Below are 24,827 nucleotides of genomic sequence, written 5' to 3'. Positions count from 1 at the left end.
ATTTCATCCTTGGCGTTTTTTTAATCAGGCTAACGCCTTTATCCGCTTGCAGCAAGCCCTCGCGCAATTGAGGCTTGGAGCACTTTTTCAAGCAAGGCCAAGGGCACCGCTTCTGTGACCACAGCCTGCCCTAGCGACTTAAGTAATACAAAGCGCAGGCGGTTACTGAGTACTTTTTTATCAACACTCATGTGAGTGATAAATTGCGCCACTGTCATCTCTGCCGGCGCGTCCACGGGTAAGCCTGCACGCACCAAGAGATTGCGCACGCGCGCTACATCTGCGTCAGTAATCCAGCCGAGCGCTGCAGAAACCTCTGCCGCAATGGCCATGCCCGCAGCCACCGCCTCACCGTGCAGCCACTGGCCATAACCTAATTGCGTCTCGATGGCATGACCAAACGTATGCCCCAAGTTTAACAACGCCCGGACACCGCCTTCTCGCTCATCTTCGGCAACAATACGGGCCTTGGTTTCACAGGATTTGAAAATTGCATAAGCCAGCGCTTGGTCATCCAATGCCAGTAGTGCATCCATATTATCCTCAAGCCATGCCAAAAAATCGGCATCACCTAGCAATCCGTACTTAATGACCTCAGCAAGCCCCGCCGATACTTCGCGCGGTGGCAGTGTAGACAACACCGCGGTATCTATTACAACCGCTTCCGGCTGATGGAAGGCACCCACCATATTTTTGCCAAGGGGATGGTTAATACCGGTTTTACCGCCCACGGAGGAGTCTACTTGGGACAGCAGCGTGGTGGGTACCTGGATAAAGTTAACGCCCCGCTGGTAACACGCTGCCGCAAAACCTGTCATATCACCCACCACACCACCACCGAGCGCCACCAGTGTGGTGCGGCGATTGTGGCGATCTGCCAACATCTGATCAAAAACAGTGTTAAGGGTTTGCCAATGCTTATGTGATTCGCCGTCTGGCAAAGTCACTACCGAAAGGTGCATACCTGAAAGCGACGCCTGTACCTGTGACAGATAAAGCGGTGCGATGGTCTCGTTGGTGACGATACAGGCCTGTGCGCTCTTGAGGTGATTGGTAAGCAGTTGCGCGTCAGCGAGCAGCCCCTTGCCAATGTAGATAGGGTAGCTGCGATCGCCGAGAGATACGGTAAGTGTTTGCATGGCTATGGTTGCTGTAGAAAAACCGCAACCATAGCAGATTTGTTAACTCAGATCAGCCAAGAAACAACTTGTGAGCTAGCTGCGCACCAAAGCCGCCATTTCTTGCGCAACCTGACGCGGAGGGCGTTTCTCGGTATTGATTACGTGTGTTGCCACTTCGGCGTACAGCGGATCCCTGATTGCCAACAGCTCCCGCACACGCGCCTCTGGATCGTCTACCTGCAATAGCGGGCGACGCTTGTCTTTTGCGGTGCGTTCAAGCAGCTGCTCAATAGAGGCAGTTAGGTAAAAAACGATACCGGATCGCTTTAAACACTCACGATTTTCTTCGCGCATCACTATGCCACCGCCAGTGGCGATCACCAGCTGGCCCTGGGTGGCAAGATCTGCCAAAACGGCAACCTCGCGCTGACGAAAACCCGCCTCACCTTCAACATCAAATATCCAGGGGATATCTGCACCGGTGCGCTCTTCGATTTCGCGGTCTGAATCTTTGAAAGGGTAACCCAGCTGTTGGGCCAATTGTTTACCGATAGTGGTCTTGCCGGCCCCCATGGGGCCGACAAGAAAAACAGGCTGACTCATTGAGTAACGTTGTCCGCCATAATGCGAGGAGTGATGAAAATGAGTAGCTCGGTTTTGTCTTCACGGGAGATGTTCTTGCGGAAGGCCCGACCGATGTAAGGAATGTCACCAAAAAATGGCACCTTCGATACACCATTAACCTGCTCTGTTTCAAAAATACCGCCAAGCACAACTGTTTCACCGTCAGACGCAAGCACTTTGGTTTCCAATTGCGTTACATCAATTGCAGGCACGCCGTTTGTCACCTGACCCACACTGTCTTTACTCACCAGCAACTGCATGATAATGCGGTTGTCCGGCGTAATTTGTGGTGTTACATCCAGTTTCAAGACCGCTTCTTTGAACGATGTGGTAGTCGCGCCACTGGCAGAAGCCTCCTGGTAGGGAATCTCGGTACCGGACATGATAGTGGCTTTTTGCTTATCGCCAGTTACCACCTTAGGCTGCGATACCACCTCGGCAATGCCAGAATCTTCGAGTGCCGACAATTCCAAACTTAAAAAAGAGCTCTTGGAATTCAGGAAAGCTGTAAACATACCCGCCGGGTTATCTACCCCTAAATCCACTAAATTGGCATTACTCAACTCAATTTGGTTTAACACAGGCTTGTTACGGTCCGCGGTTTCCCAACCATACTCCAAGTTATTACTATCCAATTGCCGCTGATTACCAGTTACACCGCCAATCATACCATTATCGGTACCGTGCAGCGCCACGCCGCCCCAGCGAATCCCCATTTCTTCCCGGAAATTTGTATTGGCAATAACGATTCGCGCTTCAATTTGAACCTGGCGGATTGGTATATCCACCTCAGCAATTACCTTTTTGAATTCGGTAATTTTTTCTTCGGTATCGGTCAAGATAATTGAATTGGTGCGCTCATCAACAATGGCTCGGCCGCGCTCTGAGAGTAGTGAGCCGGTTGAGTTTCTGTCGTCTGCGCCACTTGAGCCGCCACGAAAATCCCTACCACTACCAGAATCGCGCTTACCTTTAAATAATTCAAAAAGTTCTTTGGCATTCGCGTAGCGAACACGGATGTATTCGGTTCTTAACGGAGCAAGCTCTTCCAACTGGCGCTTGGTTTCAAGCTCCTGGCGCTCACGCTCGGCAATTTCCGCAGCAGGCGCCACCATCAGCACGTTACCAATCTGACGCTTATCGAGCCCTTTAGTTTTAAGCACCAGATCCAACGCCTGATCCCATGGCACATTATCGAGACGCAATGTAATGCGGCCACTAACGGTATCTGATGCCACCAAGTTTAATTCGGTGAAGTCTGCAATCAGCTGGAGCACAGAGCGCACCTCGATGTCCTGGAAGTTCAAGCTCAGCTTGTCGCCCACAAAGGCAAAGCGCGCATTTTTCTCTTCCAGTTCCTTTTTAGTGAGCGGCTTTAGGCTAATTACGTAGCTGCTATCAGCTTGGTATGCGATGTAATCGAACTGGCCAGGGGCGGCCACATCAACCACGGTATTGCGCCCGTCAAAATCCATATTCACTTGGGTAACAGGTGTTGCAAAGTCAGTGACATCCAAACGACGACGCAAATCCTGCTCAAGGAAGGTGTTAATAAAGGTGACCCGCACACCGCCTGAAGTTTCATCTACATCCACCTCCAAGTGAGGGTCAGAGAGCGTAAACATCAGCTCGCCGGCACCTTGTGCGTTGCGTTTGAAGTCAACATCAGCCACTTGTACACGGCTATTGTTATTTGACGCGGCTTTCGCCTTGGCAGAATTGGTTTGGGCAGCGAGCGCCGAGGTTTTGGTGGTGGAACTCTTGGCCAGGTAATCAGACACATTTGAGCCACCTACTTCCAACACAAAGGTGTTGCCGTCTAAGCGAGTGTTGTAGGGCGCCAAATCATCGAGCGATAAAATCAGGCGTGTGCGGCCTCCGGCAGAGACCACCGCGGCATCTTGTGCGTTTTCAAAAGACAGCGCGTACTTTTTTTGTGCCAATGCGCTATCGGTTTCCGGAAAGTCCAACACAATGCGCGCAGGCTTATCGATGGTGTAACCATCAGGTTGTATCGGCGCCTCATCAAACTTCAGGTGCACTTCAAAGCGCTGGCCGGGCAGTTCGGCAAAGGAGATATCCTGAATAGTGCCGGCTTCTGTTACCGCTGCAAATGCGAGGGCTGCAGAGGCAGCCAACTTGCAGCCAACGTGGGTTAACATATTTATGGGAGTTTTCATGGCTGCTATTCCTTATCCTCAATTCGTAAGCTTCGTGGCCGCTCTACCCAGCCCTTTAGGCCGTCAGAAATGATTTCTACAAACTCAACTTGCGCCTGACTAATTGAAATTACCTGGCCATGGTTGCGGCCCACGTAGTTTCCTTCACGTATCCGGTGCACACCGCCCTGATCATCTGCAATCAAAGCCCAAAGCACGCCGTCTTTCTTAATTGTACCTACCATCGCAAGCGCGCTTACCGAGTAATTTTCCAGGTGCTCACGCTCGCGGTTTAAATCCGGCTGGATCTTCTTACCGGTACTACGAAGCAGTGCCTGCAACTCCACAACCGGGCGATCAAAGGGGCTGCGCATCAACATGGCGCTATAATTAAAAGCTTCATAAGGCCTGAAGGCCGGGATTGGCTCAATAGGCCCCGCCGGACGCGCTTTTACGTCCTGAATGTAATCGCGTAAATCACTGTCGCTAGCACCTGACCCACAGCCCGCCAGAGCTGCGGAGACAAACACCAAGATCAATAGTCGAAATTTCATTGGTTACTCCCCCTGCGACTTATAGCGATAGGTTTTCGCAGAGATGTTCATTTCCAGCATGTTGCCTTCCTTGCTTGGCAAGATGTGGTAGTTATGCAGCGTGACAATACGCGGCATACTTGAAATACCCGATACAAAAGCACCGAAATCGTGGTAGCTGCCTTTTACCGCAATCTGAATAGGCAGCTCGATATAAAATTCAGCCGCAACTTCGGGCTCCAGCTGAATCCTTCCGATTGCCAAGCCGCTGGATGCACCTTTTTCATCGATATCTTCCAACAGGCCCGGCACTTCGGTATCACTGGGCAATTGCTTAACCAGCGCGCCCAGAGATTGATCCAGCTCAACCATTTGCTGGCGATAGGCTTCCAGATTGGCTGCCTGCTCACTCTTGCTCTCGAACGACCGACGCAGATCCGCCTCTTTGGCCACAACGCTTTGGTAGGTAACCTCCAGATCTTTTATAAACAAAAAGTAGGTCAACGCCAGAATGGCCACAGCCAGCAACAGGGCTAAAAAGGCTTTTACCCAAGCAGGCCAAACGCCGATTTTGTCCCAATCTACATCATTAAAATCAAAGTTTTGTATTTGTTCTAAGGTATCTGCGAGCGCCATTATTTCGCTTCCTCTTCATGAGAGCCCGGTACCGCTGCCTTAACAGACATACTGAATTCATTAGCCAGCTCACCTTCATCAGGCGCTGCCTGCACGCTGGTGAGGTTCGGCGCATCAAACCACTCGGATTCATCAAGATTGCGCATAAGCGACGACACGCGATTATTTGACTCCGCTATACCTTTAAGCTCAATGCGATCGCCAGTGCGACGCAGCTCCAGCAGAAACACGCCATCGGGTATGGCGCGCGCCATTTCATCGAAATAGCGCACAATTACCGGGCGTGTACCCTGCAGGCCCTGAATAACCCGCATGCGAGCAAGTAACTCCTCTTTGCGCTTACGCAATTCGCGAATTTCAGCCACCTGCTTTTCAAGCAGTTGAATTTCACGCTGCAACAGGGCGTTGCGTTCGTTTTGATGCTCAATAGCGCCCTGCACAGCGGATACCCAGAGGTACGCCAGCAAGGCTGCCAAAATAAATACCCCACCGAGTATGGTGAAGTATTCCTGTTTCTTTTCCTGGCGGTGTTGGTCGCGCCATGGCAATAAGTTAATGCGTGACATCAGTCTTCAAAGCTCCTCATTGCCAAGCCGGTGGCGATCATCAGTGACGGGGCATCAGAGGCCAGCGCAACTGCATTCACCTTGGGGGAAACAGACATGCTGGCAAAGGGGTTGGCGATGCTTGTCTGAGTGCCCAGTTTTTCCTCAATGAGTTCGGCAAGCCCTTCCATCGCGGCAACGCCGCCGGCCAATACAATGTGATCAACATCGTTGTACTGGCTGGAGGAAAAGAAGAACTGCAATGAGCGCGTAACCTGCTGCACTACAGATTCCTTAAACTGCACCAGCACATCGGTTTCGTAATCGTCAGGTAAGCCGCCCTGCTTTTTAGCAAGACCAGCCTCTTCAGCAGACAAACCGTAGCGGCGCTGAATTTCCTCGGTAAGCTGTTTGCCACCAAACAACTGCTCGCGGGTGTAGATAGTTTTACCTTCAAGCAGCACGCTGAGGGTTGTCATGGTTGCGCCAATATCTACGATGGCAACCACTTGGTCTGAATCATCTTCGAGTTGGCGCGCCACCAGTGAGAAAGCGCGCTCCATGGTGTAGGCTTCTACATCTACCACCTTTGGCGTGAGCCCGGCCTGCTCGAGCACTGCCGTGCGCAAATCGACGTTTTCGCGTCGGCAAGCAGCCAGCAACACTTCCACCTGATCGGGGTTGCGCGGCGATGGGCCCTGCACCTCGAAATCGATAGCCACCTCTTCCAAGGGGTAGGGAATGTATTGATCAGCCTCTAGCGAGATCTGCGTCTCCATGGCGTCGTCAGACAGGCCCGACGGCATCTCGATCAGCTTGGTGATCACCGCAGAGCCCGCCACGGCAACGGCCGTGAGCTGAGTTTTGCACTTCGATTGCTGCACCACCTTCTTGACCACATCGGCCACCACCTCGACATCGGTGATGTTTTTCTCCGATACAGCATTCGGCGGCAGCGCCCGAACTGCGTAACTTTCAACACGGTAGCGCTCGCCCTGCCGGGACAACTCAAGCAACTTGACGGACGTGGAACTAATATCCAGCCCGATCACCGGTTTCGTCTTTTTCTCGAGAAATCCCAAAATTCCCATTTTTCTATCAATTTCCGTAACTTACGTGCAAGTTATGTTATAGCACTTTAACTTAAGCCTGCAACAATAGTGGCAATATGTAAAGCCTGTAAAAGCCCGTATAATGGCCGCCAAATTGACGGGATACCCTAAGCTACTAATTCCTATGGAAAAAATATCCAAGAAGTACCGCAAACTCCGACTCCTGGGCTGGTTCGTTTTAGCGGGTTTTAGCGCCACCGCCCTTTCGGCCGGTGGTCTCTACCTTTATCTGAGCCCCAAACTGCCCGATGTGGAGTCTTTGAAACAGGTTAAGTTTCAAACGCCCCTTAGGGTCTATTCGGCCAATGGCAAGCTGATTGGCGAGTTTGGCGAGAAGCGCCGAAGCCCGGTGCGATACGACCAGATACCTCAAGCCTATATCGATGCCATACTTGCGGCTGAGGACGACCAATTCTACAAACATCACGGCGTCTCCATTAAAGGACTTTTGCGAGCAGCTTCACAAATATTGCAAACAGGCCAGATTCAAGGCGGTGGAAGCACCATCACCATGCAGGTGGCACGCAATTTTTTCCTGTCTTTCGATCAGACGTTCCTTCGAAAGGCCAATGAAATTCTGCTCGCCATAAAGATTGAGAACGAACTCACAAAACAAGAAATTCTTGAGCTTTACGTTAATAAAATCTACCTGGGCAATCGCGCTTACGGGATCGAAGCCGCCGCACAGGTCTACTACGGTAAGAGCATAGACCAACTTAACCTCGCGCAACTGGCCATGATTGCGGGTTTGCCCAAGGCACCTTCGCGCTACAACCCCATTGCCAACCCGCCACGGGCCACCATTCGCCGCAATTGGATTATCGGGCGCATGCTGGAGCTTGGGAAAATCACCCAAGCTGAGCACGATCTGGCCATCAACGCTCCGCTAACCGCACGCTTTCATGCACTGGCACTGGATTTAAGCTCCCCCTATGTGGCCGAGATGGCACGCCAACAGGTGCTGGAATTCTATGGTGAAGACGCCTACAGCGACGGGCTGAAGGTATACACCACCATTGATACAGAGCTTCAGGCCACAGCCCAAGAGGCCGTGGTCAACGGGCTGCTGACCTATGACGGCCGCCACGGTTACCGCGGGCCGGAAAAACAACTGCCCCAAGTGGAGGGCAGCCCCGAGGCACAACTCCAGCGGTATTTAGACGAACTCACCCGCACGCCCAGGCTCGGCAATCTGATGCCGGCTGTGGTGCTGACGGTGGCCGAGCAGAGCGCGCAACTGCTGCTGGCCGATGGCAGCGAATACACCCTGGGTTGGGAGCAGGGTTTATCTAGCGCACAACGCTTTATTAATGAAAACCGCGTGGGGCGCGAACCCAGGAATGCCAGCGATGTTGTGGCGGTTGGCGATTTGATTCGCCTGCGCGCAATCGCTACTGCGGCCAGTGCCGATGCCGATGCCGATGCCGATGCCGATGCCGATGCCGATGCCGATGCCGCCGAGGCAAGCGAAAACAGCGCGGCCCCGCAAGCTGAGGCAGGCCTGGCAGTAGGCCCTAGCTGGCAGCTGTCGCAAGTGCCCAATGCACAGGCCGCCTTTGTTGCCTTAAACCCCGAAGACGGCGCCATTGTGTCATTGGTAGGTGGTTTCGATTTCCGCCAGAGCCACTTTAACCGTGCCATTCAGGCCGAGCGCCAGCCGGGCTCCAGCTTCAAGCCGTTTATCTATACCGCAGCACTAGAGAGCGGCTTTACGCCTGCCACCCTCATTAACGATGCCCCTATCGTATTTGAAGACGCAAGCCTGGAAGGCACCTGGCGGCCAGAAAACGACAGCGGCCAATTTCTGGGCCCAACCCGCATGCGCCAGGCCCTTTACCAATCGCGCAATTTGGTGTCTATCCGCATTTTGCGCTCCATGGGCATTGCCGATACCATCGCCAAGCTCGATCGCTTTGGTTTCGATACCAGCAAACTGCCGCGGGATTTATCGCTGGCACTTGGCAGCCACGCCTTGACGCCACTGCAAATTGCCACAGGCTATGCGGTATTCGCCAACGGCGGCTACCGCGTAGAGCCCTATCTTGTTAAGCGCATCACCGACGCCAACGACCTCTCTCTCTACGAGGAAAACCCGCTGCGCGCCTGCCACACCTGCCCGGAGCGCCAACAGCTCGCCCAGGCCCAGGCAAGCGAGCCCTCCGCAGAAACTGCCGAGCCCGAGGCCGGCAATTTGGCAGACCTCCTGGCAGAAGCCAATGCAGAAACCGAAACAGAGCCAGAAACCGTCAACACCGAACCCGCTGTCCGCCTTGCCGAGCAGATTCTGGATGAGCGCGATGCCTTTCTGATTGATTCCATGCTGCGCGATGTGATTAAAAAGGGCACCGGGCGCAAGGCCATGGCGCTTGGGCGCAACGACCTGGCCGGCAAAACCGGCACCACTAACGGCCCGCGCGATGCCTGGTTCTCGGGCTACAACCACTCGCTGGTGGCCACTGCCTGGCTTGGCTTTGACCAAAATTTCAACCTGGGGCGCAGTGAATACGGCGGCTCTGCCGCACTGCCAATTTGGATCGATTATATGGCCGAGGCGCTTAACGGCGTGCCGGAAACCCACCGTCGCCAGCCAGAGGGCATTATTACCGTGCGCATCGATACCAAAACCGGCAAGCGCGCACAGCCAGGCAGCAGCGGTGCCATTTTCGAGATATTCAAAGCAGAAACGGCACCGGCAGAGGTTCAATCAGTGGCCGACGAAGGCACGGCCGACAGCGACAGCGAAACACTGCCCGAAGAGCTTTTCTAACAACGCCTCAGCCCAACATGAAAACGCCCCGTTGACAGAACCTGAACGGGGCGTTTTCAGGAATGGCCGGGTGCGCTTACACCTTCACCGAACCCACACCCGCTAGCGGGTAGTGTGCCGGGTAGCCGGCTTTGGCCACCCCGGTATCAACAGCAGCTCGGGCAACGGCTGCAGCCACTGCGCCCAGCAAGCGGTCATCGGTGGGTTTGGGGATGATATATTCTGGCCCAAACGCCAAGTCGCCACCGCCATACACCGAACGCACAGCCTCGGTTACCGGCTCTTTCGCCAATGCCCTAATCGCCTCAACGGCGGCCAATTTCATCTCTTCGTTAATGATGGTGGCGCGCACATCCATCGCGCCGCGAAACAAAAACGGAAAACACAAAACGTTGTTCACCTGGTTGGGGTAGTCCGAGCGGCCGGTGGCCATAATCAAATCCGAGCGCACGCTGCGGGCAAGGGCCGGGTCTATCTCGGGGTCCGGGTTGGAGCAGGCAAACACCACAGGTTTACTGGCCATTTTCGCCAGCTGCTGCGCGCTCAAGAGATTCGGGCCAGACACACCCAAAAACACATCGGCGCCGTCAATGGCGTCATCGAGGCTGCGCCTGTGGGTTTTTACCGCAAACTGGCGCTTGTATTGATTGAGGTCATCGCGCTCAGTGTGCACCACACCTTTACTGTCTAGCATCATGATATGAGCGCGTGGGGCGCCGGCGGCCACCATCAGGTTACAGCAGGCATTGGCAGCAGCACCTGCGCCCAAGCACACAATTTTTGCAGTCTCAATGGATTTACCCTGCACCTCCAAGGCGTTTAACAGGCCCGCAACCGTCACAATGGCCGTGCCATGCTGATCGTCGTGAAACACGGGTATATCACAGCGCTCTTTTAAAATGCGCTCAATTTCAAAACACTCAGGCGCTTTGATGTCTTCCAGATTAATGCCGCCAAAGGTCAACGCAATGTTTGCCACTGTGTCTATAAAGGCGGTAGAGGATGGCGCGGCTACTTCTATGTCGATGGCATTAATGCCGGCAAAGCGTTTAAACAATAAACACTTTCCTTCCATCACAGGTTTCGAGGCCAAAGGCCCCAAATTGCCCAAACCCAAAATGGCCGTGCCGTCGGAAATTACCGCCACCAGATTGCCCTTGCCCGTGTATTTGTAGGCATTTTCCGGGTCTTCAGCAATGGCGCGCACAGGCTCTGCAACGCCTGGGCTATAGGCGAGCGATAAATCTTCCTGGGTGTCGGCAGGCTTGGATAATTCAATGCTCAATTTGCCCGGCACAGGCAACGCGTGATAATCGAGCGCGGCCTGCTTGCGCGCGCGCTGTTTCGATTTTGCAGACTCTTGTGATGCTGATGACTCAGACATGTATGCAACCGCCTTCCGTAGTTTTTGTGATTGTTGTTAGTATTTGCTGCAATGCAATTTATTGTTTTAGCCCAAAAGCATACAGAGTTGCCTACCCCCCCTCAAGGCGCACGGGGCGCTGCATCAAGCCGTTCAATATCGAGTATAGAAGGCATTTATAGCAGCTCGCCTGGGCGACAAATTTCAGGCATAAAAAAAGCCGCAACAAGTGCGGCTTTTTTGAGCGATTGCGGCAACCAATTACTTGGCTGTGGTACGGCCGGCAAAACGCTTTTTGAAACGATCGATACGGCCACCGGTGTCGGCAACTTTCTGCTTGCCAGTATAGAAAGGGTGGCACTCAGAACAGATATCGATGTGGAAATCTTGACCCAAAGTAGAGGCAGTCTCGATTTTGTTACCGCAGCTGCAGCTTGCAACAACGGCGGTGTAATTTGGATGAATTTCAGCTTTCATGATTTAGCTTTCCCATTGTGTGCCGCCACCCGATCTTGTGCCGGGCACCGCACAAAGGTTAATGTTAGCGGTTCGAAGGATCGCGCATACTACCAGAATTCATCTCCCAGACAAGCGCTAACTGTGTAATTTTTCAACAGGCAGACCTGCCCTCATGCCCAGCCACACCCTGCTTCGCGTCGCCGTTCCTAGCCCGTTACGGCGCCTGTTTGACTATTTGCCCCCCGCCCGGGGCCCGCTGCCGGCGCCGGGCCAGCGCCTGCTTGTGCCTTTTGGCAACCAGCAGCTGGTGGGCGTGGTGGTGGAGTGCACGAGCCAAACAGACCAAGCCGAAGCCAAGCTCAAGGCCGCCCTGGCAAGCCTCGACGACACCCCCCTGTTCGACGAGCAGCTGCTGGCGCTCGCACGCTGGGCGGCGCGCTACTACCAATACCCCTTAGGCGAGGTATTCAGCGCCGCCCTGCCCGCCCCTTTGCGCGCCGGCGAGCCAGCCACGCTGCCGGCCCAGGTGCGCTGGCAAATAACCGTTGAGGGCCTGGGATTACCCGAGGGCGCGCCCAAAGGAGCCAAAAAGCAGGCGCAATTGTTGAATCTGTTGCGCCAGGGCACCCGCAGCCCGGCCGACATTCAAGCCGCAGGCTTCAGCAAAAGTGTGCTCAATGCCCTGGCCGATAAACAGCTGGTGCAAGCAATAGAGCTTGCCGAGCCGCAAACCTTCGACTGCCCGCTGGGCGAACCAGCGCTTGCCCTGAACCCCGAGCAAAGCGCGGCGCTGCAAGCGATTAACACCACGGGCTATCAAGTGAGCCTGCTCGATGGCGTGACCGGCAGCGGTAAGACCGAGGTGTATTTGCAGGCCATTGCCCAGCAACTGGCAGCCGGGCGTCAGGCACTGGTGCTGGTGCCGGAAATTGGCCTCACCCCGCAAACCGTGGCCCGCTTTGCGCGACGCTTCAAGGTGCCCGTGGGGCTTATGCACTCAGGCGTGGCAGATGGCGGGCGCCAACAGGCCTGGCTGCGGGCACGGGCAGGGCTTGATCGCATCGTGATTGGCACCCGCTCGGCGGTGTTTGCGCCGCTCAAACACCCGGGCATTATCATCGTCGACGAAGAACACGACACCTCCTACAAGCAACAGGAAGGCTTTCGGTATTCGGCCCGGGATCTCGCCGTGTTTCGCGCCCACCAACTGCAAATTCCTCTGGTATTGGGCAGCGCCACGCCCTCGCTGGAAAGCCTGGCCAACGTCAGCGCCGGGCGCTACCAACACCTGCGCCTTAGAAAACAAGCCGCCAGCAACCAGCTGGCGCGCCTTGAGCCTGTAGACATACGCAACCAAGCCTTGCAAGAGGGGCTGGCGGGCGAGAGCATTCAGCAGTTGAAGGCCGCACTGCGCCGGGGCGAGCAGGCGCTGGTATTTATCAACCGGCGCGGTTTTGCCCCATTGCTGATGTGCCACTTTTGCGGCTGGCAGGCCAAGTGCCCACGCTGCGATGCGCGCATGACGCTGCACCATCACCCCTACCACCTGCATTGCCATCACTGCGACCACCAGCGCCGGGTGCCCAACCAGTGCCCGGATTGCAAAGGCTCGGAGCTGCAACAAATCGGCGCAGGCACAGAGCGCACCGAGGCGCTGTTGAACCAATTGGTGCCCAACACCCCGGTGCTACGTATCGACCGCGATTCCACCCGCTCGCAAAAGCAACTCAACGCCATGCTCGATCAAATCAACACAGGCGAGCCCTGCGTGCTGGTGGGCACCCAAATGCTGGCCAAGGGCCACCACTTTCCCCGGGTATCAACGGTGATTATTCTCGATGCCGACGGCGGGCTGTTTTCGCCCGACTTTCGGGCAACGGAGAAAATGGCCCAACTGATTGTGCAAGTGGCCGGGCGCGCGGGGCGTGAAGATTTGCAAGGGCGCGTATTGCTGCAAAGCCACCACGTAGAACACCCCTACCTGCAGCTATTGCTGGCCAAGGGCTACCACGGCCTGGCCGCGCAACTGCTGCGCGAGCGCAGGCTTGCAGAATTGCCGCCATTCAGCTTTATGGTGCTATTGCGCGCGGAATCCAAACGCGCCGACAACGCCCAGCAATTTTTACAACAAGCCCGCCAGCAAGCCGAACAACTGCTGCCACCCAGCCCGCAATTTCGCTACCTGGGCCCACTGCCGGCCGCCATGGAAAAGCGCCAAGACAGGTTCCGCTTCCTGCTGCAGCTTCAGGCCCACTCGCGCGCGCAGCTGCAGCAGTTTTTACCCCCATGGATTGAGCGCCTGGAAGCGCTGGCACTCAGCCGGCGGGTGCGCTGGGCCATTGATGTCGACCCACAAGAAGCCCATTGAAGCGCCCACGAGCACTGACGGCGCACGCGCAATCCTTTACAATGCCGCCCCAAACACAATGCATACAAAACCATGACCCAAGATTTCGCCAATCGCAAACGCCGTAAGCAGCCCAGTAAAAAGAAGTCAGACGTGCCCGGTTGGGTCTGGCTGTTTACCGGTGCCGTACTGGGCGCGTTCGTGATGTTTTTGGTATATCTGGCCGAGCAACCGCCCGGCAAAGCCCAGCCCGCAAAAGTCGCCAAAGCGCCCAAGGCCGAGGCACCAGAAAAAACCGTGCCCAAGCCACGCTTTGATTTTTACAAGCTGCTGGAAGAGAGCGAAGTGCAGGTGGAAACCCCGGAGGAGACCCGCATCCAGCTGCAACAGCAATCCACCAGCAATGTGGAATACCTGCTGCAAGTGGGCTCATTTCGCAAGGCCGAAGATGCCGACAGCGTGCGCGCGAAGCTCATTTTACTGAACATGGACGCCAAGGTAGAAAAGGTCACCGTGAAAACCGGCGAAACCTGGCACCGTGTGATTGTGGGCCCATTTACCAACACCTCGGCCATGGCCAATGCCCGCTCAACGCTGGTTTCCAACCAGTTCGATACCCTCTTGCTGAAACGCAAGGCCGGCTGATCGGTTGAATTAAGCCAACACCACCCCCACCTAGGAAGTTCTCACGTGTCAAACGAAGGACTTCCCGTGACCACAATTTTATCTGTACGCCGCGAAGGCCAGGTTGTACTTGGTGGCGATGGCCAGGTTTCCCTGGGCAATACCGTCATGAAAGGCAACGCCCGCAAAGTCAGGCGCCTGTATAACAATCAGGTGCTGGCCGGGTTTGCCGGTGGCACTGCCGATGCCTTTACCCTGTTTGAGCGCTTTGAAGCCAAGCTTGAGGCCCACAACGGCCAACTGGTGCGCGCAGCCGTCGAGCTCGCCAAAGACTGGCGCACCGATCGCGCACTGCGCCGGCTTGAAGCCCTGCTGGCGGTGGCCGACAAAGACGCCTCGCTGATCATCACCGGTAACGGCGATGTGATTCAGCCCGAAGACGACCTCATCGCCATCGGCTCAGGTGGCCCCTACGCCCAGGCCGCCGCCCGCGCGCTGCTGGACAACACCGAGCTGGATGCCCGCCACATTGTCGAGCAAGGCCTCAAAATCGCCGGTGACATCTGCGTGTACACCAATAACCACCTGACCATCGAAGAATTGAGTTAAGCCTATGTCTAACATGACCCCCAGTGAAATCGTGCACGAGCTGGACCGTCACATCATTGGCCAGCAAGATGCCAAGCGCGCCGTGGCCATCGCCCTGCGCAACCGCTGGCGCCGCATGCAGCTCAACGACGAGCTGCGCGCAGAAGTTACCCCCAAAAATATTCTGATGATTGGCCCCACAGGCGTGGGCAAAACCGAAATTGCCCGCCGCCTGGCCAAGCTCGCCAATGCACCCTTTATAAAGGTGGAAGCCACCAAATTCACCGAGGTGGGTTACGTGGGCCGCGATGTGGATTCCATCATCCGCGACCTGGTGGACGTTTCTATTAAAATGCACCGCGAGCAGGCGCAAGAGAAAGTGAAATACCGCGCAGAAGAGGCCGCAGAGGAGCGCATTCTGGACGTGCTCTTACCACCGGCGCGCGGTGCCGACGGCGAGCCCCAAGCCACAGATTCCAGCACCCGCCAGGTGTTTCGCAAAAAGCTCCGTGAAGGCCAGCTGGACGACAAGGAAATCGAACTGGAAGTGGCCGCCATGAATATGGGCGTAGAAATCATGGCGCCGCCCGGCATGGAAGAAATGACCAACCAGCTGCAAAACATGTTTTCCTCTATGGGCAAACAAAAGCGCAAAAAGGCCAAAATGACCGTCAAGCAGGCCCTTAAGCAACTCGGCGAAGAAGAAGCTGCCAAGCTCGTCAACGAGGAAGACGTTAAAGCCCAGGCCATCAACGCGGCCGAGCAAAACGGCATAGTGTTTATTGATGAAATTGATAAGGTTGCCAAGCGCGAGGGCACCAGCGGCGCCGATGTTTCGCGCGAAGGTGTACAGCGCGATTTGCTGCCTTTAATTGAAGGCTGCACCGTATCCACCAAGCACGGCATGATCAAAACAGATCACATTCTGTTTGTGGCCAGCGGCGCCTTTCACCTTTCCAAACCTTCCGACCTGATTCCCGAGCTGCAAGGCCGCCTGCCCATTCGCGTTGAGCTCAAAGCCCTGACACCGGAAGATTTCGAGCGCATTCTCACCGAACCGCGCGCGTCGCTGACCGAACAGCAAAAAGCGCTGATGGCCACGGAAGGCGTTGAGGTCAACTTCACCCCGGAGGGTATCCGTCGCATTGCAGAAACCGCCCACCAGGTGAACGAGCGCACTGAAAACATCGGCGCACGGCGCCTGCACACGGTGATTGAAAAACTGATGGAAGCGGCCTCTTTTGATGCCGGCACCGCCGCCAAAAGCCTGAGTGTTGATGCAGCCTTCGTAGACGCCCAACTGGGTGAACTGGCACAAGATGAAGATTTAAGCCGGTTCATCCTCTAGCACAGTCGCTCACCCCTTGCCCGCAGGCGGCGGGCAGGGTGTAGACGGGCAATAATTCTAACGGGTAAATGACTGCACCGCGCCCTCTCGCACAGCACCGTTTTGCAGCTGTTATACTTTCCCCCACCCCTGCCAGCCACTGCCCGCACCGGGCGCGTAACACAGTGACAACTCACACAATGATGCCGGACAAGATCAAACTGCATAAAAGTACCCGCACCCTCGAATTGGTCTACCAAGGTACGCCCTACACGCTCAGTGCGGAGTTCTTGCGCGTTCACTCTCCCTCAGCAGAGGTCAAGGGCCATGGCCCGGGCCAAGCCATTTTACAAACGGGCAAGCGCGAGGTGGCACTCAATAAAGTAGAGCCAGTGGGCAGTTACGCCCTGAAATTGATTTTTAGCGATGGTCACGACAGCGGCATTTACACCTGGCAATACCTGCACGATTTGGCCACCCGGCACGATCACTACTGGAACGCCTACCTGGCACAGCTACACGAAGCAAAGGCCACCCGCGACCCCGACACCTCGGTGGTAAAGTTTATCTAGTGCTTCTTCGCCCCTGCCACGCACTAAGGAGCAATGGCTCCCGCCGCATCCGGCAAAGATCCCTGGTCAACGCCCACCTGGCCGCTACACCTGCGGGCAGGCAATGTAAGAAAAAGCGGTAAACTGCAGAAGCCTTCAGGGTGGGGGCTTTACCATCAAGCGCACAAGGCCACCCGAAAACCGGCCCTCAGGAATCCATTGCCCAAGGCCGACAAACCCCGCACAACAAGGTAGAATCCGGTCACCACTGTTTGGCTGTGATATTGATATGTCTGATAAACGCACCACCCACTTTGGCTTCGAGCAAGTGGCCGTTGAAGAAAAGGCGAAACGCGTTGCCGGGGTTTTTCACTCGGTAGCAGCAAAGTACGACATGATGAACGATGTCATGTCTGGCGGTATTCACCGCCTGTGGAAACGCTTTACCATTGAGCTCTCGGGCGTACGCGCCGGCGACAAAGTGTTAGACATTGCCGGTGGCACAGGCGATTTAAGCCACAAGTTCGCCCGCATTGTGGGCGCCGAAGGCCTGGTGGTATTGGCCGATATCAACGAATCCATGTTGCGCGTAGGGCGCGATAAACTCATCGACCTCGGCGATGTAGGCAACCTGCAATACGCCCAGGCCGACGCGCAGTTTCTGCCCTTCCCAGACAACACCTTCGATTGCATCACCATCGCCTTTGGTTTGCGCAACGTCACCGACAAAGACCTGGCACTGGCCTCCATGCACCGTATCTTGAAACCCGGCGGGCGCTTGCTGGTACTGGAGTTTTCCAAGCCCACCAACGGGCTATTGGAAAAGGTGTACGACACCTACTCCTTCCGCCTGCTGCCGTTGATGGGCAAGCTGATTGCCAACGACAGCGAATCCTACCGCTACCTGGCCGAGAGCATCCGCATGCACCCGGATCAGGAAACCCTTAAAGGCATGATGCAAAACGCAGGCTTTGCCGAAACCCGCTTTTACAACATGACCGGCGGCATTGTTGCGCTGCACAAGGGCATCAAACCCTGATGCGTACGCTTACCCTCGCGGCCTTGGCCGCGGCCGAACGGCTGGTGAACGAGGCCTTGCGCTTTGATCCGGCCACGCGCGCGCGCCTGAAAGCGCTGGCGGGCAAGGTGGTGCATTTGCACATCACCGAGCCCGCCTTTGATGTGTACCTCCACATGGGCACGCAGGGCATCGAATTACTGAGCCACTGCGAGCTACCCGTGCACTGTAAAGTGAGCGGCAGGCTATCTGCACTACTGACGCTTGCCACCAGCGAACAACTCAATATCACAGGCGCAGGCGTGCAGGTAAGCGGCCAAACCCAGTTATTGCTGGCGCTCAAAAATTGCCTGGGCGAGCTGGATATCGACTGGGCGGATTGGCTGGCCCAGTATCTGGGCGATGAACTTGCAGGCCCCCTGGGTGCGGCCGCAAGGCGCGTACATGAATACGGCAAGCAACAACTGGCCGGCGCGCGCGATCAGCTTGAACCCTACTTGTCTGAAGAGCTGAAAGTGCTGCCCACCGCAACGGCACTGGCAAATTTCAGCGACGCCGTAGACCAGCTCGCCCAAGACACCGACCGGCTTGAAGCCCGCCTGCGGGCGCTGCAAGCCTCACTTGCAACAAGACACTGAGAAGCCCGTGCGCGCATTGATTCGCCTGTTTCACATTACCGCCATTGCCCTGCGCTACCGGCTCGACCAACTGCTGCCGGCCAACCGCCCCTGGTGGCTGCGCCTGTTGCTTGCGCCACTGGCGCTGCTGCCTGCGCCCAAGCAACCGGTGGCAGTACGGCTGCGCCTCGCCCTTGAGCGGCTGGGGCCGATATTCATCAAGTTTGGCCAGCTGCTTTCCACCCGCCCGGACCTCGTGTCTGCGCCCCTGGTAGCGGAGCTACGCAAGCTCCAGGACGACGTGGCCCCCTTCGAAAACAACCACTGGGCCAAACTTGTGGAACAAGCACTGGGCCAGCCGCTCACCGAGCTGTTTGAATCCGTTGATACCGAGCCACTGGCCAGCGCCTCTATCGCCCAGGTGCACGGCGCCGTGCTGCACGACGGCCGGCGGGTCATCGTCAAGGTGGTGCGCCCCGGCCTTGCGCCCGTGATCGAGCGCGATATCGCCCTGCTGCGCCTGCTGGCCAGGCTTGTGGCCAATATCAGCCAGGACGGCCGGCGCCTGCGCCCGGTGGAAGTGGTAGACGACTACCGCCACACCATTACCGATGAACTCAATTTGCTGCGCGAAGCCGCCAACTGCACCCAGTTGCGACGCAATTTTCTAGGCTCGAAACTGCTCTATGTGCCCGACATCTACTGGGATTACTGCCGTGAAAACGTGCTGGTGCAAGAGCGCATTGAGGGCATTGGCGTGAGCGACATCGAGCAGCTCAACGCCCAGCACACCAACATGCAAAGCCTTGCTGAGCGGGGCGTGGAAATCTTTTTCACCCAGGTGTTTGAACACAACTTCTTCCACGCCGACATGCACCCCGGCAACATCTTCGTGGCCCGCGAAACGCCCGAAAGCCCGAGCTACATTGCCGTAGATACCGCGATCATGGGCAGCCTCACCACCGAAGACCAGTACTATCTTGCGCGCAACCTGCTGGCCATGTTCCGGCGCGACTACCGCCAGGTGGCACAATTACACCTAGACTCCGGCTGGGTGCCCGCCAACACCCGCATCGCCGATTTTGAAAGCGCCATTCGCACCGTGTGCGAGCCCATCTTTGAAAAGCCCTTGGCCGAGATTTCCTTCGGCCAGGTGCTGCTGCAGCTGTTTCGCACCGCCCGGCGCTTTGATATGCAAGTGCAGCCCCAGCTGGTACTACTGCAAAAAACCCTGCTCAATATTGAGGGGCTGGGCCGCCAGCTGTACCCGCAACTGGATTTGTGGAGCACGGCACAACCCTATCTCGAGCGCTGGATGAAACAGCGCTATCACCCCAAAACCCTGTGGGCGGAAATTCAGCGCTTTGGCCCCGAGTGGTTGGAAAAGTTGCCGCACATGCCGCAAAAGCTCTATGAGGCGCTCTCAAGCCTGGAAGACACCAGCGCCCGGCTGGGCGCGCTAGATGCCCGCCTGTGCGAGCTCGGCAACCCGCAACCTGGCCACAATCGCAGGCGCCGATGGGTGATTGCTGCTGCACTGGGCCTGGCCGCCGTGTGCGCCGCCGAGCCGCGCCTGCAGGCCATCATTCACGAGGCACCCATCGCCAGCTGGCTGTTGGCCGGTGGTGCGCTGTTTGCGCTGCTGGCCCGTTAAGGGCCCTCACCCCAGTTAAGGTACACTAAGGTTTTAACAGCTTATGTCAGCCAACTTTCTAGACCAGGTAAATTTCGACAGCAACGGGCTGGTGGCCGCCATCGCCCAAGACGCCGGCACTGGGCGCATTTTGATGATGGCCTGGATGAATCGCGAAGCACTGGCCGCCACCGTAGAATCCGGTGAGGCTGTGTACTTCAGCCGTTCGCGCAAGCAGCTGTGGCACAAGGGCGAAAGCTCGGGCAACACCCAAAAGGTGAAAGAGATTCGGCTCGACTGTGATGGTGATATGATCTGCCTCCAGATTGAACAAGTCGGCGGCATTGCCTGCCATACTGGCCGCGAATCCTGCCTGTACCGGGTATTGGAAAACGGCCAGTGGCGCACCACCGATGCAGTGATTAAAGACCCGAGCGAGATGTATTCATGAGCGATGTACTCACCCAGCTGACGGCTGTGCTGGAAGCCCGCAAAACCGCACCGGCAGAGAGCTCCTACGTAGCCTCGCTGCACGCCAAGGGGTTAAACAAAATTCTGGAAAAGGTGGGCGAGGAGTCTGTAGAGGCTATTATTGCTGCTAAAGACGCCGTGCACACCGGCAACAAAGACGAGCTGATCTACGAAACTGCCGATTTGTGGTTTCACACCCTGGTGATGCTCTCGCATTTAAATTTAACGGCGGATGACGTTTTACAGGAACTCAGCCGCCGCTTCGACCTTTCCGGGCTGGTTGAAAAAGCCAACCGCAGAAAAGACTAGCCATCAGCATTAGGAGACACCCATGGGACTCGGCGGCATTAGCATCTGGCAACTTCTGATTATTCTTGTCATTGTCATTTTACTGTTTGGCACCAAGCGCCTGAAAGGCCTTGGTAGCGACATTGGCGATGCCATTAAAGGCTTCCGCAAAGCGGTAAGTGACGAAGACAAAGCCAAAGAAAACGTAGATAAAGAACCCCCGGCGCCACTGGAACAAAGCGCGGCTTCAAAAGCCGAAGCGGCCAAAACCGGCGAGCCTTCAAAATCTGAAACCAAGTAACTGACCGGGCAATACCGCATGTTTGACATCGGTTTTTTTGAACTGCTGGTTGTGGGCATTGTGGGGCTGCTGGTTATTGGCCCCGAACGATTGCCGGAAACCATTCGCACGCTCAGCCTGTGGGTTGGGCGCATAAAGCGCAGCATTTCTTCCACCAAGGCCGAGCTTGAACAGCAACTGGGTACCGATGACATTCGCCGCCAATTGCATAACGAATCCATCATGCGCGAGCTCAACGCCAGCCGCGAAGAAATTGAGCGAGTACTGCGCGACGGCTACGTAGAGCACGAAGAGCTGCCCGATCACGCACACATGGATGAGCCCCAAAAACCGGCCACAGCCGCCGGGGAAATTGGCGCGCCCGCAACACCCGCCCCAACACAAGCCGGCACAAAACCTGCTGCAGAAAAGCAAGTAGAGCCGCAGGTAGAATCACAAGCAACACCCAAGGCCCAGGCCACATCGGCCAGCGACCAGCAGCCAAGTGCCAGCACCCCACCGCAGGACAAAGCATGACAGATCAACCCCTGCCGCTGGTTCAACACCTGATTGAATTACGCGACCGCCTGCTGCGCATGCTGCTGGCAGTACTGGTGGTATTTTTATCGCTGTTTTATTTCGCCAACGACATCTACACCTTTGTAGCCGCACCGCTGGAAAAGTTTTTGCCGCCCAACGCCAGCATGATTGCCACCGATGTCACCTCACCGTTTTTTACACCCTTTAAACTCACGCTGTTTGCCGCGGTGGTGGTAGCCATACCCTACTTGTTGTATCAGCTGTGGGGCTTTGTGGCACCGGCTTTGTACAAGCATGAAAAACGCTTCGCGCTGCCCTTGCTGTGTGCAAGCGTCTCATTATTTTATGCGGGCATGGCATTTGCCTACTATGTGGTATTTCCGCTGGTGTTTGGGTTTTTCACCAGCGTAGGGCCTGAAAATGTCACGGTTATGACAGACATCAGCCTGTATTTGAATTTTGTATTAAAACTGTTTTTTGCCTTCGGCATGGCCTTTCAGATTCCCGTGGCCACCGTATTGTTAATTTCCATGGGCATTGCCAGTAGCGAGAGCCTGGCCAGTAAGCGGCCCTATATTGTTGTCACCTGTTTCATCATTGGCATGCTATTAACGCCACCGGATATTATTTCCCAGTCGCTGTTGGCCGTGCCCATGTGGCTGCTGTTTGAATCGGGCGTATTAGTGGGGCGCGTTATAGAACGCAATCGCCCGGATGAAACCTGATTCACTCCAAAAAGTGTGTGGCCCTAGGCATTCTTTAATAGACGAAAGTTCCAAATAGTGCTTACAGCCCCTAACAAAAAAAATTTATCCGTGTAGAATCAAGTCAACTGTGCTTTGGTGTAGTGGATCACACAAGTTCGTCTTGCGGGTCCGACGGCGCAGGGAAGGTGTCTGTTAATACTCGGCTTTCAGGCTAGGTGCTAACAGTCAGATTTTAAGGCTCCGCCGTTGGGGCAATTGCAAAAGAAATGGAAAGACTATGTCTGATCAGGTTGAAGGCACTGTAAAGTGGTTTAACGACGAAAAAGGTTTTGGCTTTATCGAACAGGAAGGCGGAAAGGACGTATTCGTTCATTTCAGCGCCATCAACGGCAATGGCCGTAAAACGCTGCACGACGGCCAGAAAGTAACCATGACTGTTACCCAAGGTCAAAAGGGCCCACAGGCTGAGAACGTCAACCCGATGTAATCGCCTGGGTGTCAACAAAAAAGGGCGCTAGCGCCCTTTTTTGTTGCCTGCCGCTTGGCAAAACCATACTTTGGTAGCAAGGTTTGCCCGCCCGATAGAAAATCAGATAAACGAGAAAAATAACAGACCGCAGCCGCCCGCGGCGAAGTACAGCGATTCTTTCGCCTTGCTCCAGGCGAAGCACCCATACAGGTAGGCCAACGGCGGTACAAACAGGGTTGAAAGGCCCCACACATAGTCGTCGCTAAACGACACCTGCAACATGAGCAGCCAGCTCACACCCAATAAAATCAAACCAAAAACAAACAGCGCAGATGAAACCGGATCCATACTTTTTCCTCTTTTATTGGCGATGAAACCGCATTACCTCTTACCACTTTGCGGACGTTACTTTTTACCTCATATGAATAATGTTGGCGCAGCCTTTTAATGGGCGTGTTCGGCCTTCTGATCGGGAAATTGCTGGCGAATGGCCAGCACCTGATCGATGATAGACACAAACTCCTCCACCACTTGCGGGTCAAATTGGCTGCCGCTGTTTTCCTGCAAATACTCCAGCGCCCGAGACACAGGCCAGGCAGCTTTGTAGGGCCGGTTGGAGGTGAGTGCATCAAACACATCGCACACGCTCACAATGCGTGTGTAGAGCGGAATTTCTTCACCCTTAAGGCCCGCCGGGTAGCCCTTGCCATCCCAGCGCTCGTGATGGGTTTTGGCAATAATGGCCGCCACTTCCATTAACCGTGAATCGTAGCTGCCCAGAATTTCAGCCCCCACCTCGGCGTGGGTTTTCATGGTTCGCCACTCTTTGCTGGTGAGCTTGCCTTCTTTTAGCAGCACCTCATCGGGAATGGCGATTTTGCCAATATCGTGCATGGGGCTTGCATGCAGAATAATTTCGCACTCATCGTCACTCAACCCCATGCGCTTGGCCAACAGTGCCGAGGCGTGGCTCATGCGCACCACGTGCATGCCGGTTTCGTTGTCGCGGTATTCGGCGGCCTTGCCCAGGCACTCAATGAGTTTGATTTGCGCCTCGTACAACTGGCGCGTGCGCTCGCGCACTTTGTGCTCCAGATTCTCGTGGGAATCCAGCACCGCCTTGTGCAACATGCGCACTTCTACGAGGTTGCGCACGCGGAACAATACTTCCACTCGCTCAAAGGGCTTACTGATGAAATCTTTCGCGCCCGAACTCAGCGCCAGATGGCGGGTTTCGGGTGTGTGATCGGCAGTGAGCACCAGTATGGGCAGATAGTCTTCCGGTTGATCTTGCTGCAGTTCCAGCATCACCTCAAAGCCATTCATTTCAGGCATGTGCACATCCAGCAAAATCGCATCATAGCGATTGGCCAGGTACATCTCGCGCACGGCTTTGGCATCGGTGGTGGAATCTATGTGCACAAAGCCGTCTTGGCGAAGAATCTTTTCCACAATCACAATGTTCACGGCGTTGTCGTCAACAATCAGAATTCGACCTTGATGCACTTTCATCATCTGTAGCTACTCGTAAGCCTATTGTTATTAGCGCGGTGCGCTCACTGGGCGTTCATCTCTAGCAAAAAGGTCACAGGGCCATCGTTGGTGAGGCTCACCTGCATGTCGGCACCAAAGCGCCCGAAAGCCACCTGGGCGTGCAGGCTTTCGAGCCGGGCCTGCGTGTAATCGAACAGCGCCCGGGCTTCTGCCGGCGGGCAGGCATTGGAAAACCCCGGCCGCAGCCCTTTTTGGGTATCGGCCGCCAAGGTAAATTGCGATACCAACAGCACACCACCCTGTACGTCTTGCACACTCAAGTTCATCTTGCCTTCAGTGTCGGAGAACACGCGGTAGGCAAGGAGCTTATCCAGTAATTTATCGGCCACCGCTTCGGTGTCGCCACGCTGCACCCCCAGCAAAACCAGTAAGCCCTGATCAATGGCGCCCACTGTGTGGCCTTCGATATCTACCCTTGCATGGGTTACTCGCTGAATTAACGCCCGCACGCCCCTTCCCTACTGATAACTGCTTATTACAAGGCCACCAGTGTA

Annotated in this window: 27 protein-coding genes; 15 read left to right on the top strand and 12 right to left on the bottom strand. The window is 55.6% G+C overall.

Going from position 1 to position 24,827, the window contains the following annotated elements; all coding sequences use genetic code 11:
• Positions 1 to 38: 38 nt before the first annotated feature.
• From aroB to L1F30_RS03185, 7 genes are all read right to left on the bottom strand, one after another.
• Positions 39 to 1,139: a 3-dehydroquinate synthase gene (aroB, locus tag L1F30_RS03215; RefSeq protein WP_253359315.1), complete on the bottom strand. Its 1,101-nt coding sequence runs from the start codon at positions 1,137 to 1,139 to the stop codon at positions 39 to 41.
• A 75-nt stretch (positions 1,140 to 1,214) separates the two neighbouring features.
• Positions 1,215 to 1,724, bottom strand: a complete 510-nt coding sequence (gene aroK, locus L1F30_RS03210; RefSeq protein WP_253359307.1) for a shikimate kinase AroK — start codon at positions 1,722 to 1,724, stop codon at positions 1,215 to 1,217.
• On the bottom strand, positions 1,721 to 3,925 hold the full coding sequence (locus L1F30_RS03205; RefSeq protein WP_253359305.1) for a type IV pilus secretin PilQ: 2,205 nt from the start codon (positions 3,923 to 3,925) through the stop codon (positions 1,721 to 1,723). The genes aroK and L1F30_RS03205 overlap by 4 nt, the downstream gene beginning before the upstream one ends.
• Before the next feature lie 5 nt (positions 3,926 to 3,930).
• Complete coding sequence (locus tag L1F30_RS03200) at positions 3,931 to 4,458, bottom strand: pilus assembly protein PilP (protein ID WP_253359303.1); 528 nt, start codon at positions 4,456 to 4,458, stop codon at positions 3,931 to 3,933.
• A 3-nt stretch (positions 4,459 to 4,461) separates the two neighbouring features.
• Positions 4,462 to 5,073, bottom strand: a complete 612-nt coding sequence (locus L1F30_RS03195) for a type 4a pilus biogenesis protein PilO (RefSeq protein WP_253359301.1) — start codon at positions 5,071 to 5,073, stop codon at positions 4,462 to 4,464.
• Entirely contained in the window at positions 5,073 to 5,639 is a 567-nt protein-coding gene (locus tag L1F30_RS03190) for a PilN domain-containing protein (RefSeq protein ID WP_253359299.1), read from the bottom strand. The genes L1F30_RS03195 and L1F30_RS03190 overlap by 1 nt, the downstream gene beginning before the upstream one ends.
• Positions 5,639 to 6,709 (bottom strand): pilus assembly protein PilM, encoded by a 1,071-nt coding sequence (locus tag L1F30_RS03185; protein ID WP_305879917.1) that lies wholly within the window; start codon positions 6,707 to 6,709, stop codon positions 5,639 to 5,641. Before L1F30_RS03185 ends, L1F30_RS03190 begins: the two co-directional genes overlap by 1 nt.
• A 145-nt stretch (positions 6,710 to 6,854) precedes the next feature.
• Here L1F30_RS03185 and L1F30_RS03180 point away from each other — a divergent pair, with 145 nt between their 5' ends.
• Positions 6,855 to 9,497: a penicillin-binding protein 1A gene (locus L1F30_RS03180; RefSeq protein WP_253359297.1), complete on the top strand. Its 2,643-nt coding sequence runs from the start codon at positions 6,855 to 6,857 to the stop codon at positions 9,495 to 9,497.
• 76 nt (positions 9,498 to 9,573) lie between these two features.
• Here L1F30_RS03180 and L1F30_RS03175 read toward each other — a convergent pair whose 3' ends face one another.
• Together L1F30_RS03175 and rpmE are read right to left on the bottom strand one after the other, a co-directional pair.
• Positions 9,574 to 10,881 (bottom strand): malic enzyme-like NAD(P)-binding protein, encoded by a 1,308-nt coding sequence (locus L1F30_RS03175; RefSeq protein WP_253359291.1) that lies wholly within the window; start codon positions 10,879 to 10,881, stop codon positions 9,574 to 9,576.
• A gap of 240 nt (positions 10,882 to 11,121) precedes the next feature.
• On the bottom strand, positions 11,122 to 11,337 hold the full coding sequence (gene rpmE, locus L1F30_RS03170) for a 50S ribosomal protein L31 (RefSeq protein ID WP_253359289.1): 216 nt from the start codon (positions 11,335 to 11,337) through the stop codon (positions 11,122 to 11,124).
• A gap of 154 nt (positions 11,338 to 11,491) precedes the next feature.
• On the opposite strand from rpmE, the gene L1F30_RS03165 reads away from it, so the two are divergent.
• From L1F30_RS03165 to L1F30_RS03100, 14 genes are all read left to right on the top strand, one after another.
• Positions 11,492 to 13,687, top strand: a complete 2,196-nt coding sequence (locus L1F30_RS03165) for a primosomal protein N' (RefSeq protein WP_253359287.1) — start codon at positions 11,492 to 11,494, stop codon at positions 13,685 to 13,687.
• Positions 13,688 to 13,759: 72 nt separating this feature from the next.
• Positions 13,760 to 14,311, top strand: a complete 552-nt coding sequence (locus L1F30_RS03160; protein WP_253359285.1) for an SPOR domain-containing protein — start codon at positions 13,760 to 13,762, stop codon at positions 14,309 to 14,311.
• 66 nt (positions 14,312 to 14,377) lie between these two features.
• Entirely contained in the window at positions 14,378 to 14,899 is a 522-nt protein-coding gene (gene hslV, locus L1F30_RS03155) for an ATP-dependent protease subunit HslV (protein WP_253359283.1), read from the top strand.
• A gap of 4 nt (positions 14,900 to 14,903) precedes the next feature.
• A complete protein-coding gene (hslU, locus tag L1F30_RS03150) occupies positions 14,904 to 16,226 on the top strand; it encodes an ATP-dependent protease ATPase subunit HslU (RefSeq protein WP_253359281.1) in 1,323 nt (440 codons plus the stop codon).
• Between the two features lie 179 nt (positions 16,227 to 16,405).
• Positions 16,406 to 16,777, top strand: a complete 372-nt coding sequence (locus L1F30_RS03145; protein ID WP_253361721.1) for a gamma-butyrobetaine hydroxylase-like domain-containing protein — start codon at positions 16,406 to 16,408, stop codon at positions 16,775 to 16,777.
• A gap of 268 nt (positions 16,778 to 17,045) precedes the next feature.
• Positions 17,046 to 17,795, top strand: a complete 750-nt coding sequence (gene ubiE / locus L1F30_RS03140) for a bifunctional demethylmenaquinone methyltransferase/2-methoxy-6-polyprenyl-1,4-benzoquinol methylase UbiE (protein WP_253359280.1) — start codon at positions 17,046 to 17,048, stop codon at positions 17,793 to 17,795.
• A complete protein-coding gene (locus L1F30_RS03135; protein ID WP_253359278.1) occupies positions 17,795 to 18,412 on the top strand; it encodes an SCP2 domain-containing protein in 618 nt (205 codons plus the stop codon). Before ubiE ends, L1F30_RS03135 begins: the two co-directional genes overlap by 1 nt.
• Before the next feature lie 7 nt (positions 18,413 to 18,419).
• Complete coding sequence (ubiB, locus tag L1F30_RS03130) at positions 18,420 to 20,045, top strand: ubiquinone biosynthesis regulatory protein kinase UbiB (protein ID WP_253361719.1); 1,626 nt, start codon at positions 18,420 to 18,422, stop codon at positions 20,043 to 20,045.
• A gap of 43 nt (positions 20,046 to 20,088) precedes the next feature.
• Positions 20,089 to 20,475: a phosphoribosyl-AMP cyclohydrolase gene (hisI, locus tag L1F30_RS03125; protein WP_253359276.1), complete on the top strand. Its 387-nt coding sequence runs from the start codon at positions 20,089 to 20,091 to the stop codon at positions 20,473 to 20,475.
• On the top strand, positions 20,472 to 20,804 hold the full coding sequence (locus tag L1F30_RS03120; RefSeq protein ID WP_253359274.1) for a phosphoribosyl-ATP diphosphatase: 333 nt from the start codon (positions 20,472 to 20,474) through the stop codon (positions 20,802 to 20,804). The genes hisI and L1F30_RS03120 overlap by 4 nt, the downstream gene beginning before the upstream one ends.
• Positions 20,805 to 20,826: 22 nt before the next feature.
• On the top strand, positions 20,827 to 21,084 hold the full coding sequence (gene tatA / locus L1F30_RS03115; RefSeq protein WP_253359272.1) for a twin-arginine translocase TatA/TatE family subunit: 258 nt from the start codon (positions 20,827 to 20,829) through the stop codon (positions 21,082 to 21,084).
• A gap of 18 nt (positions 21,085 to 21,102) precedes the next feature.
• Positions 21,103 to 21,600 carry a Sec-independent protein translocase protein TatB gene (gene tatB, locus L1F30_RS03110; protein ID WP_253359267.1) on the top strand — a complete coding sequence of 166 codons (498 nt, stop codon included), beginning with the start codon at positions 21,103 to 21,105 and terminating at the stop codon, positions 21,598 to 21,600.
• Positions 21,597 to 22,328, top strand: a complete 732-nt coding sequence (tatC, locus tag L1F30_RS03105) for a twin-arginine translocase subunit TatC (protein WP_253359265.1) — start codon at positions 21,597 to 21,599, stop codon at positions 22,326 to 22,328. The genes tatB and tatC overlap by 4 nt, the downstream gene beginning before the upstream one ends.
• 259 nt (positions 22,329 to 22,587) lie before the next feature.
• Positions 22,588 to 22,797 carry a cold-shock protein gene (locus tag L1F30_RS03100; RefSeq protein WP_183907723.1) on the top strand — a complete coding sequence of 70 codons (210 nt, stop codon included), beginning with the start codon at positions 22,588 to 22,590 and terminating at the stop codon, positions 22,795 to 22,797.
• Positions 22,798 to 22,899: 102 nt separating this feature from the next.
• Here the strand turns inward: L1F30_RS03100 and L1F30_RS03095 are convergent, their stop codons facing one another.
• The 3 genes from L1F30_RS03095 to dtd form a co-directional block, all read right to left on the bottom strand.
• The gene (locus L1F30_RS03095; protein WP_253359264.1) at positions 22,900 to 23,127 is read right to left on the bottom strand and encodes a hypothetical protein; all 228 of its coding nucleotides are present in this window, start codon (positions 23,125 to 23,127) and stop codon (positions 22,900 to 22,902) included.
• Positions 23,128 to 23,223: 96 nt separating this feature from the next.
• Positions 23,224 to 24,294 (bottom strand): HD domain-containing phosphohydrolase, encoded by a 1,071-nt coding sequence (locus L1F30_RS03090; protein ID WP_253359263.1) that lies wholly within the window; start codon positions 24,292 to 24,294, stop codon positions 23,224 to 23,226.
• A gap of 41 nt (positions 24,295 to 24,335) precedes the next feature.
• On the bottom strand, positions 24,336 to 24,782 hold the full coding sequence (gene dtd / locus L1F30_RS03085) for a D-aminoacyl-tRNA deacylase (RefSeq protein ID WP_253359261.1): 447 nt from the start codon (positions 24,780 to 24,782) through the stop codon (positions 24,336 to 24,338).
• Between the last annotated feature and the right edge of the window lie 45 nt (positions 24,783 to 24,827).

Source organism: Simiduia sp. 21SJ11W-1, from assembly GCF_024138675.1.
Lineage (GTDB): Bacteria > Pseudomonadota > Gammaproteobacteria > Pseudomonadales > Cellvibrionaceae > Simiduia.
The sequence above is the reverse complement of the archived record's forward strand: the minus strand, read 5'-3'. Positions and strand labels throughout refer to the sequence as shown.

Excerpts from the sequence above, each read along its gene's own strand:
- tatA (WP_253359272.1), top strand. The coding sequence starts at position 20,827 with ATGGGACTCGGCGGCATTAGCATCTGGCAACTTCTGATTATTCTTGTC.
- L1F30_RS03145 (WP_253361721.1), top strand. The coding sequence starts at position 16,406 with ATGATGCCGGACAAGATCAAACTGCATAAAAGTACCCGCACCCTCGAA.
- L1F30_RS03185 (WP_305879917.1), bottom strand. The coding sequence starts at position 6,709 with ATGGGAATTTTGGGATTTCTCGAGAAAAAGACGAAACCGGTGATCGGG.
- L1F30_RS03180 (WP_253359297.1), top strand. The coding sequence starts at position 6,855 with ATGGAAAAAATATCCAAGAAGTACCGCAAACTCCGACTCCTGGGCTGG.
- aroB (WP_253359315.1), bottom strand. The coding sequence starts at position 1,139 with ATGCAAACACTTACCGTATCTCTCGGCGATCGCAGCTACCCTATCTAC.
- rpmE (WP_253359289.1), bottom strand. The coding sequence starts at position 11,337 with ATGAAAGCTGAAATTCATCCAAATTACACCGCCGTTGTTGCAAGCTGC.
- L1F30_RS03200 (WP_253359303.1), bottom strand. The coding sequence starts at position 4,458 with ATGAAATTTCGACTATTGATCTTGGTGTTTGTCTCCGCAGCTCTGGCG.
- hisI (WP_253359276.1), top strand. The coding sequence starts at position 20,089 with ATGTCAGCCAACTTTCTAGACCAGGTAAATTTCGACAGCAACGGGCTG.
- L1F30_RS03175 (WP_253359291.1), bottom strand. The coding sequence starts at position 10,881 with ATGTCTGAGTCATCAGCATCACAAGAGTCTGCAAAATCGAAACAGCGC.
- L1F30_RS03165 (WP_253359287.1), top strand. The coding sequence starts at position 11,492 with ATGCCCAGCCACACCCTGCTTCGCGTCGCCGTTCCTAGCCCGTTACGG.
- L1F30_RS03095 (WP_253359264.1), bottom strand. The coding sequence starts at position 23,127 with ATGGATCCGGTTTCATCTGCGCTGTTTGTTTTTGGTTTGATTTTATTG.
- L1F30_RS03205 (WP_253359305.1), bottom strand. The coding sequence starts at position 3,925 with ATGAAAACTCCCATAAATATGTTAACCCACGTTGGCTGCAAGTTGGCT.
- aroK (WP_253359307.1), bottom strand. The coding sequence starts at position 1,724 with ATGAGTCAGCCTGTTTTTCTTGTCGGCCCCATGGGGGCCGGCAAGACC.
- L1F30_RS03100 (WP_183907723.1), top strand. The coding sequence starts at position 22,588 with ATGTCTGATCAGGTTGAAGGCACTGTAAAGTGGTTTAACGACGAAAAA.
- L1F30_RS03090 (WP_253359263.1), bottom strand. The coding sequence starts at position 24,294 with ATGATGAAAGTGCATCAAGGTCGAATTCTGATTGTTGACGACAACGCC.
- L1F30_RS03160 (WP_253359285.1), top strand. The coding sequence starts at position 13,760 with ATGACCCAAGATTTCGCCAATCGCAAACGCCGTAAGCAGCCCAGTAAA.
- tatB (WP_253359267.1), top strand. The coding sequence starts at position 21,103 with ATGTTTGACATCGGTTTTTTTGAACTGCTGGTTGTGGGCATTGTGGGG.
- hslU (WP_253359281.1), top strand. The coding sequence starts at position 14,904 with ATGTCTAACATGACCCCCAGTGAAATCGTGCACGAGCTGGACCGTCAC.
- L1F30_RS03135 (WP_253359278.1), top strand. The coding sequence starts at position 17,795 with ATGCGTACGCTTACCCTCGCGGCCTTGGCCGCGGCCGAACGGCTGGTG.
- L1F30_RS03190 (WP_253359299.1), bottom strand. The coding sequence starts at position 5,639 with ATGTCACGCATTAACTTATTGCCATGGCGCGACCAACACCGCCAGGAA.
- L1F30_RS03120 (WP_253359274.1), top strand. The coding sequence starts at position 20,472 with ATGAGCGATGTACTCACCCAGCTGACGGCTGTGCTGGAAGCCCGCAAA.
- ubiE (WP_253359280.1), top strand. The coding sequence starts at position 17,046 with ATGTCTGATAAACGCACCACCCACTTTGGCTTCGAGCAAGTGGCCGTT.
- tatC (WP_253359265.1), top strand. The coding sequence starts at position 21,597 with ATGACAGATCAACCCCTGCCGCTGGTTCAACACCTGATTGAATTACGC.
- L1F30_RS03195 (WP_253359301.1), bottom strand. The coding sequence starts at position 5,073 with ATGGCGCTCGCAGATACCTTAGAACAAATACAAAACTTTGATTTTAAT.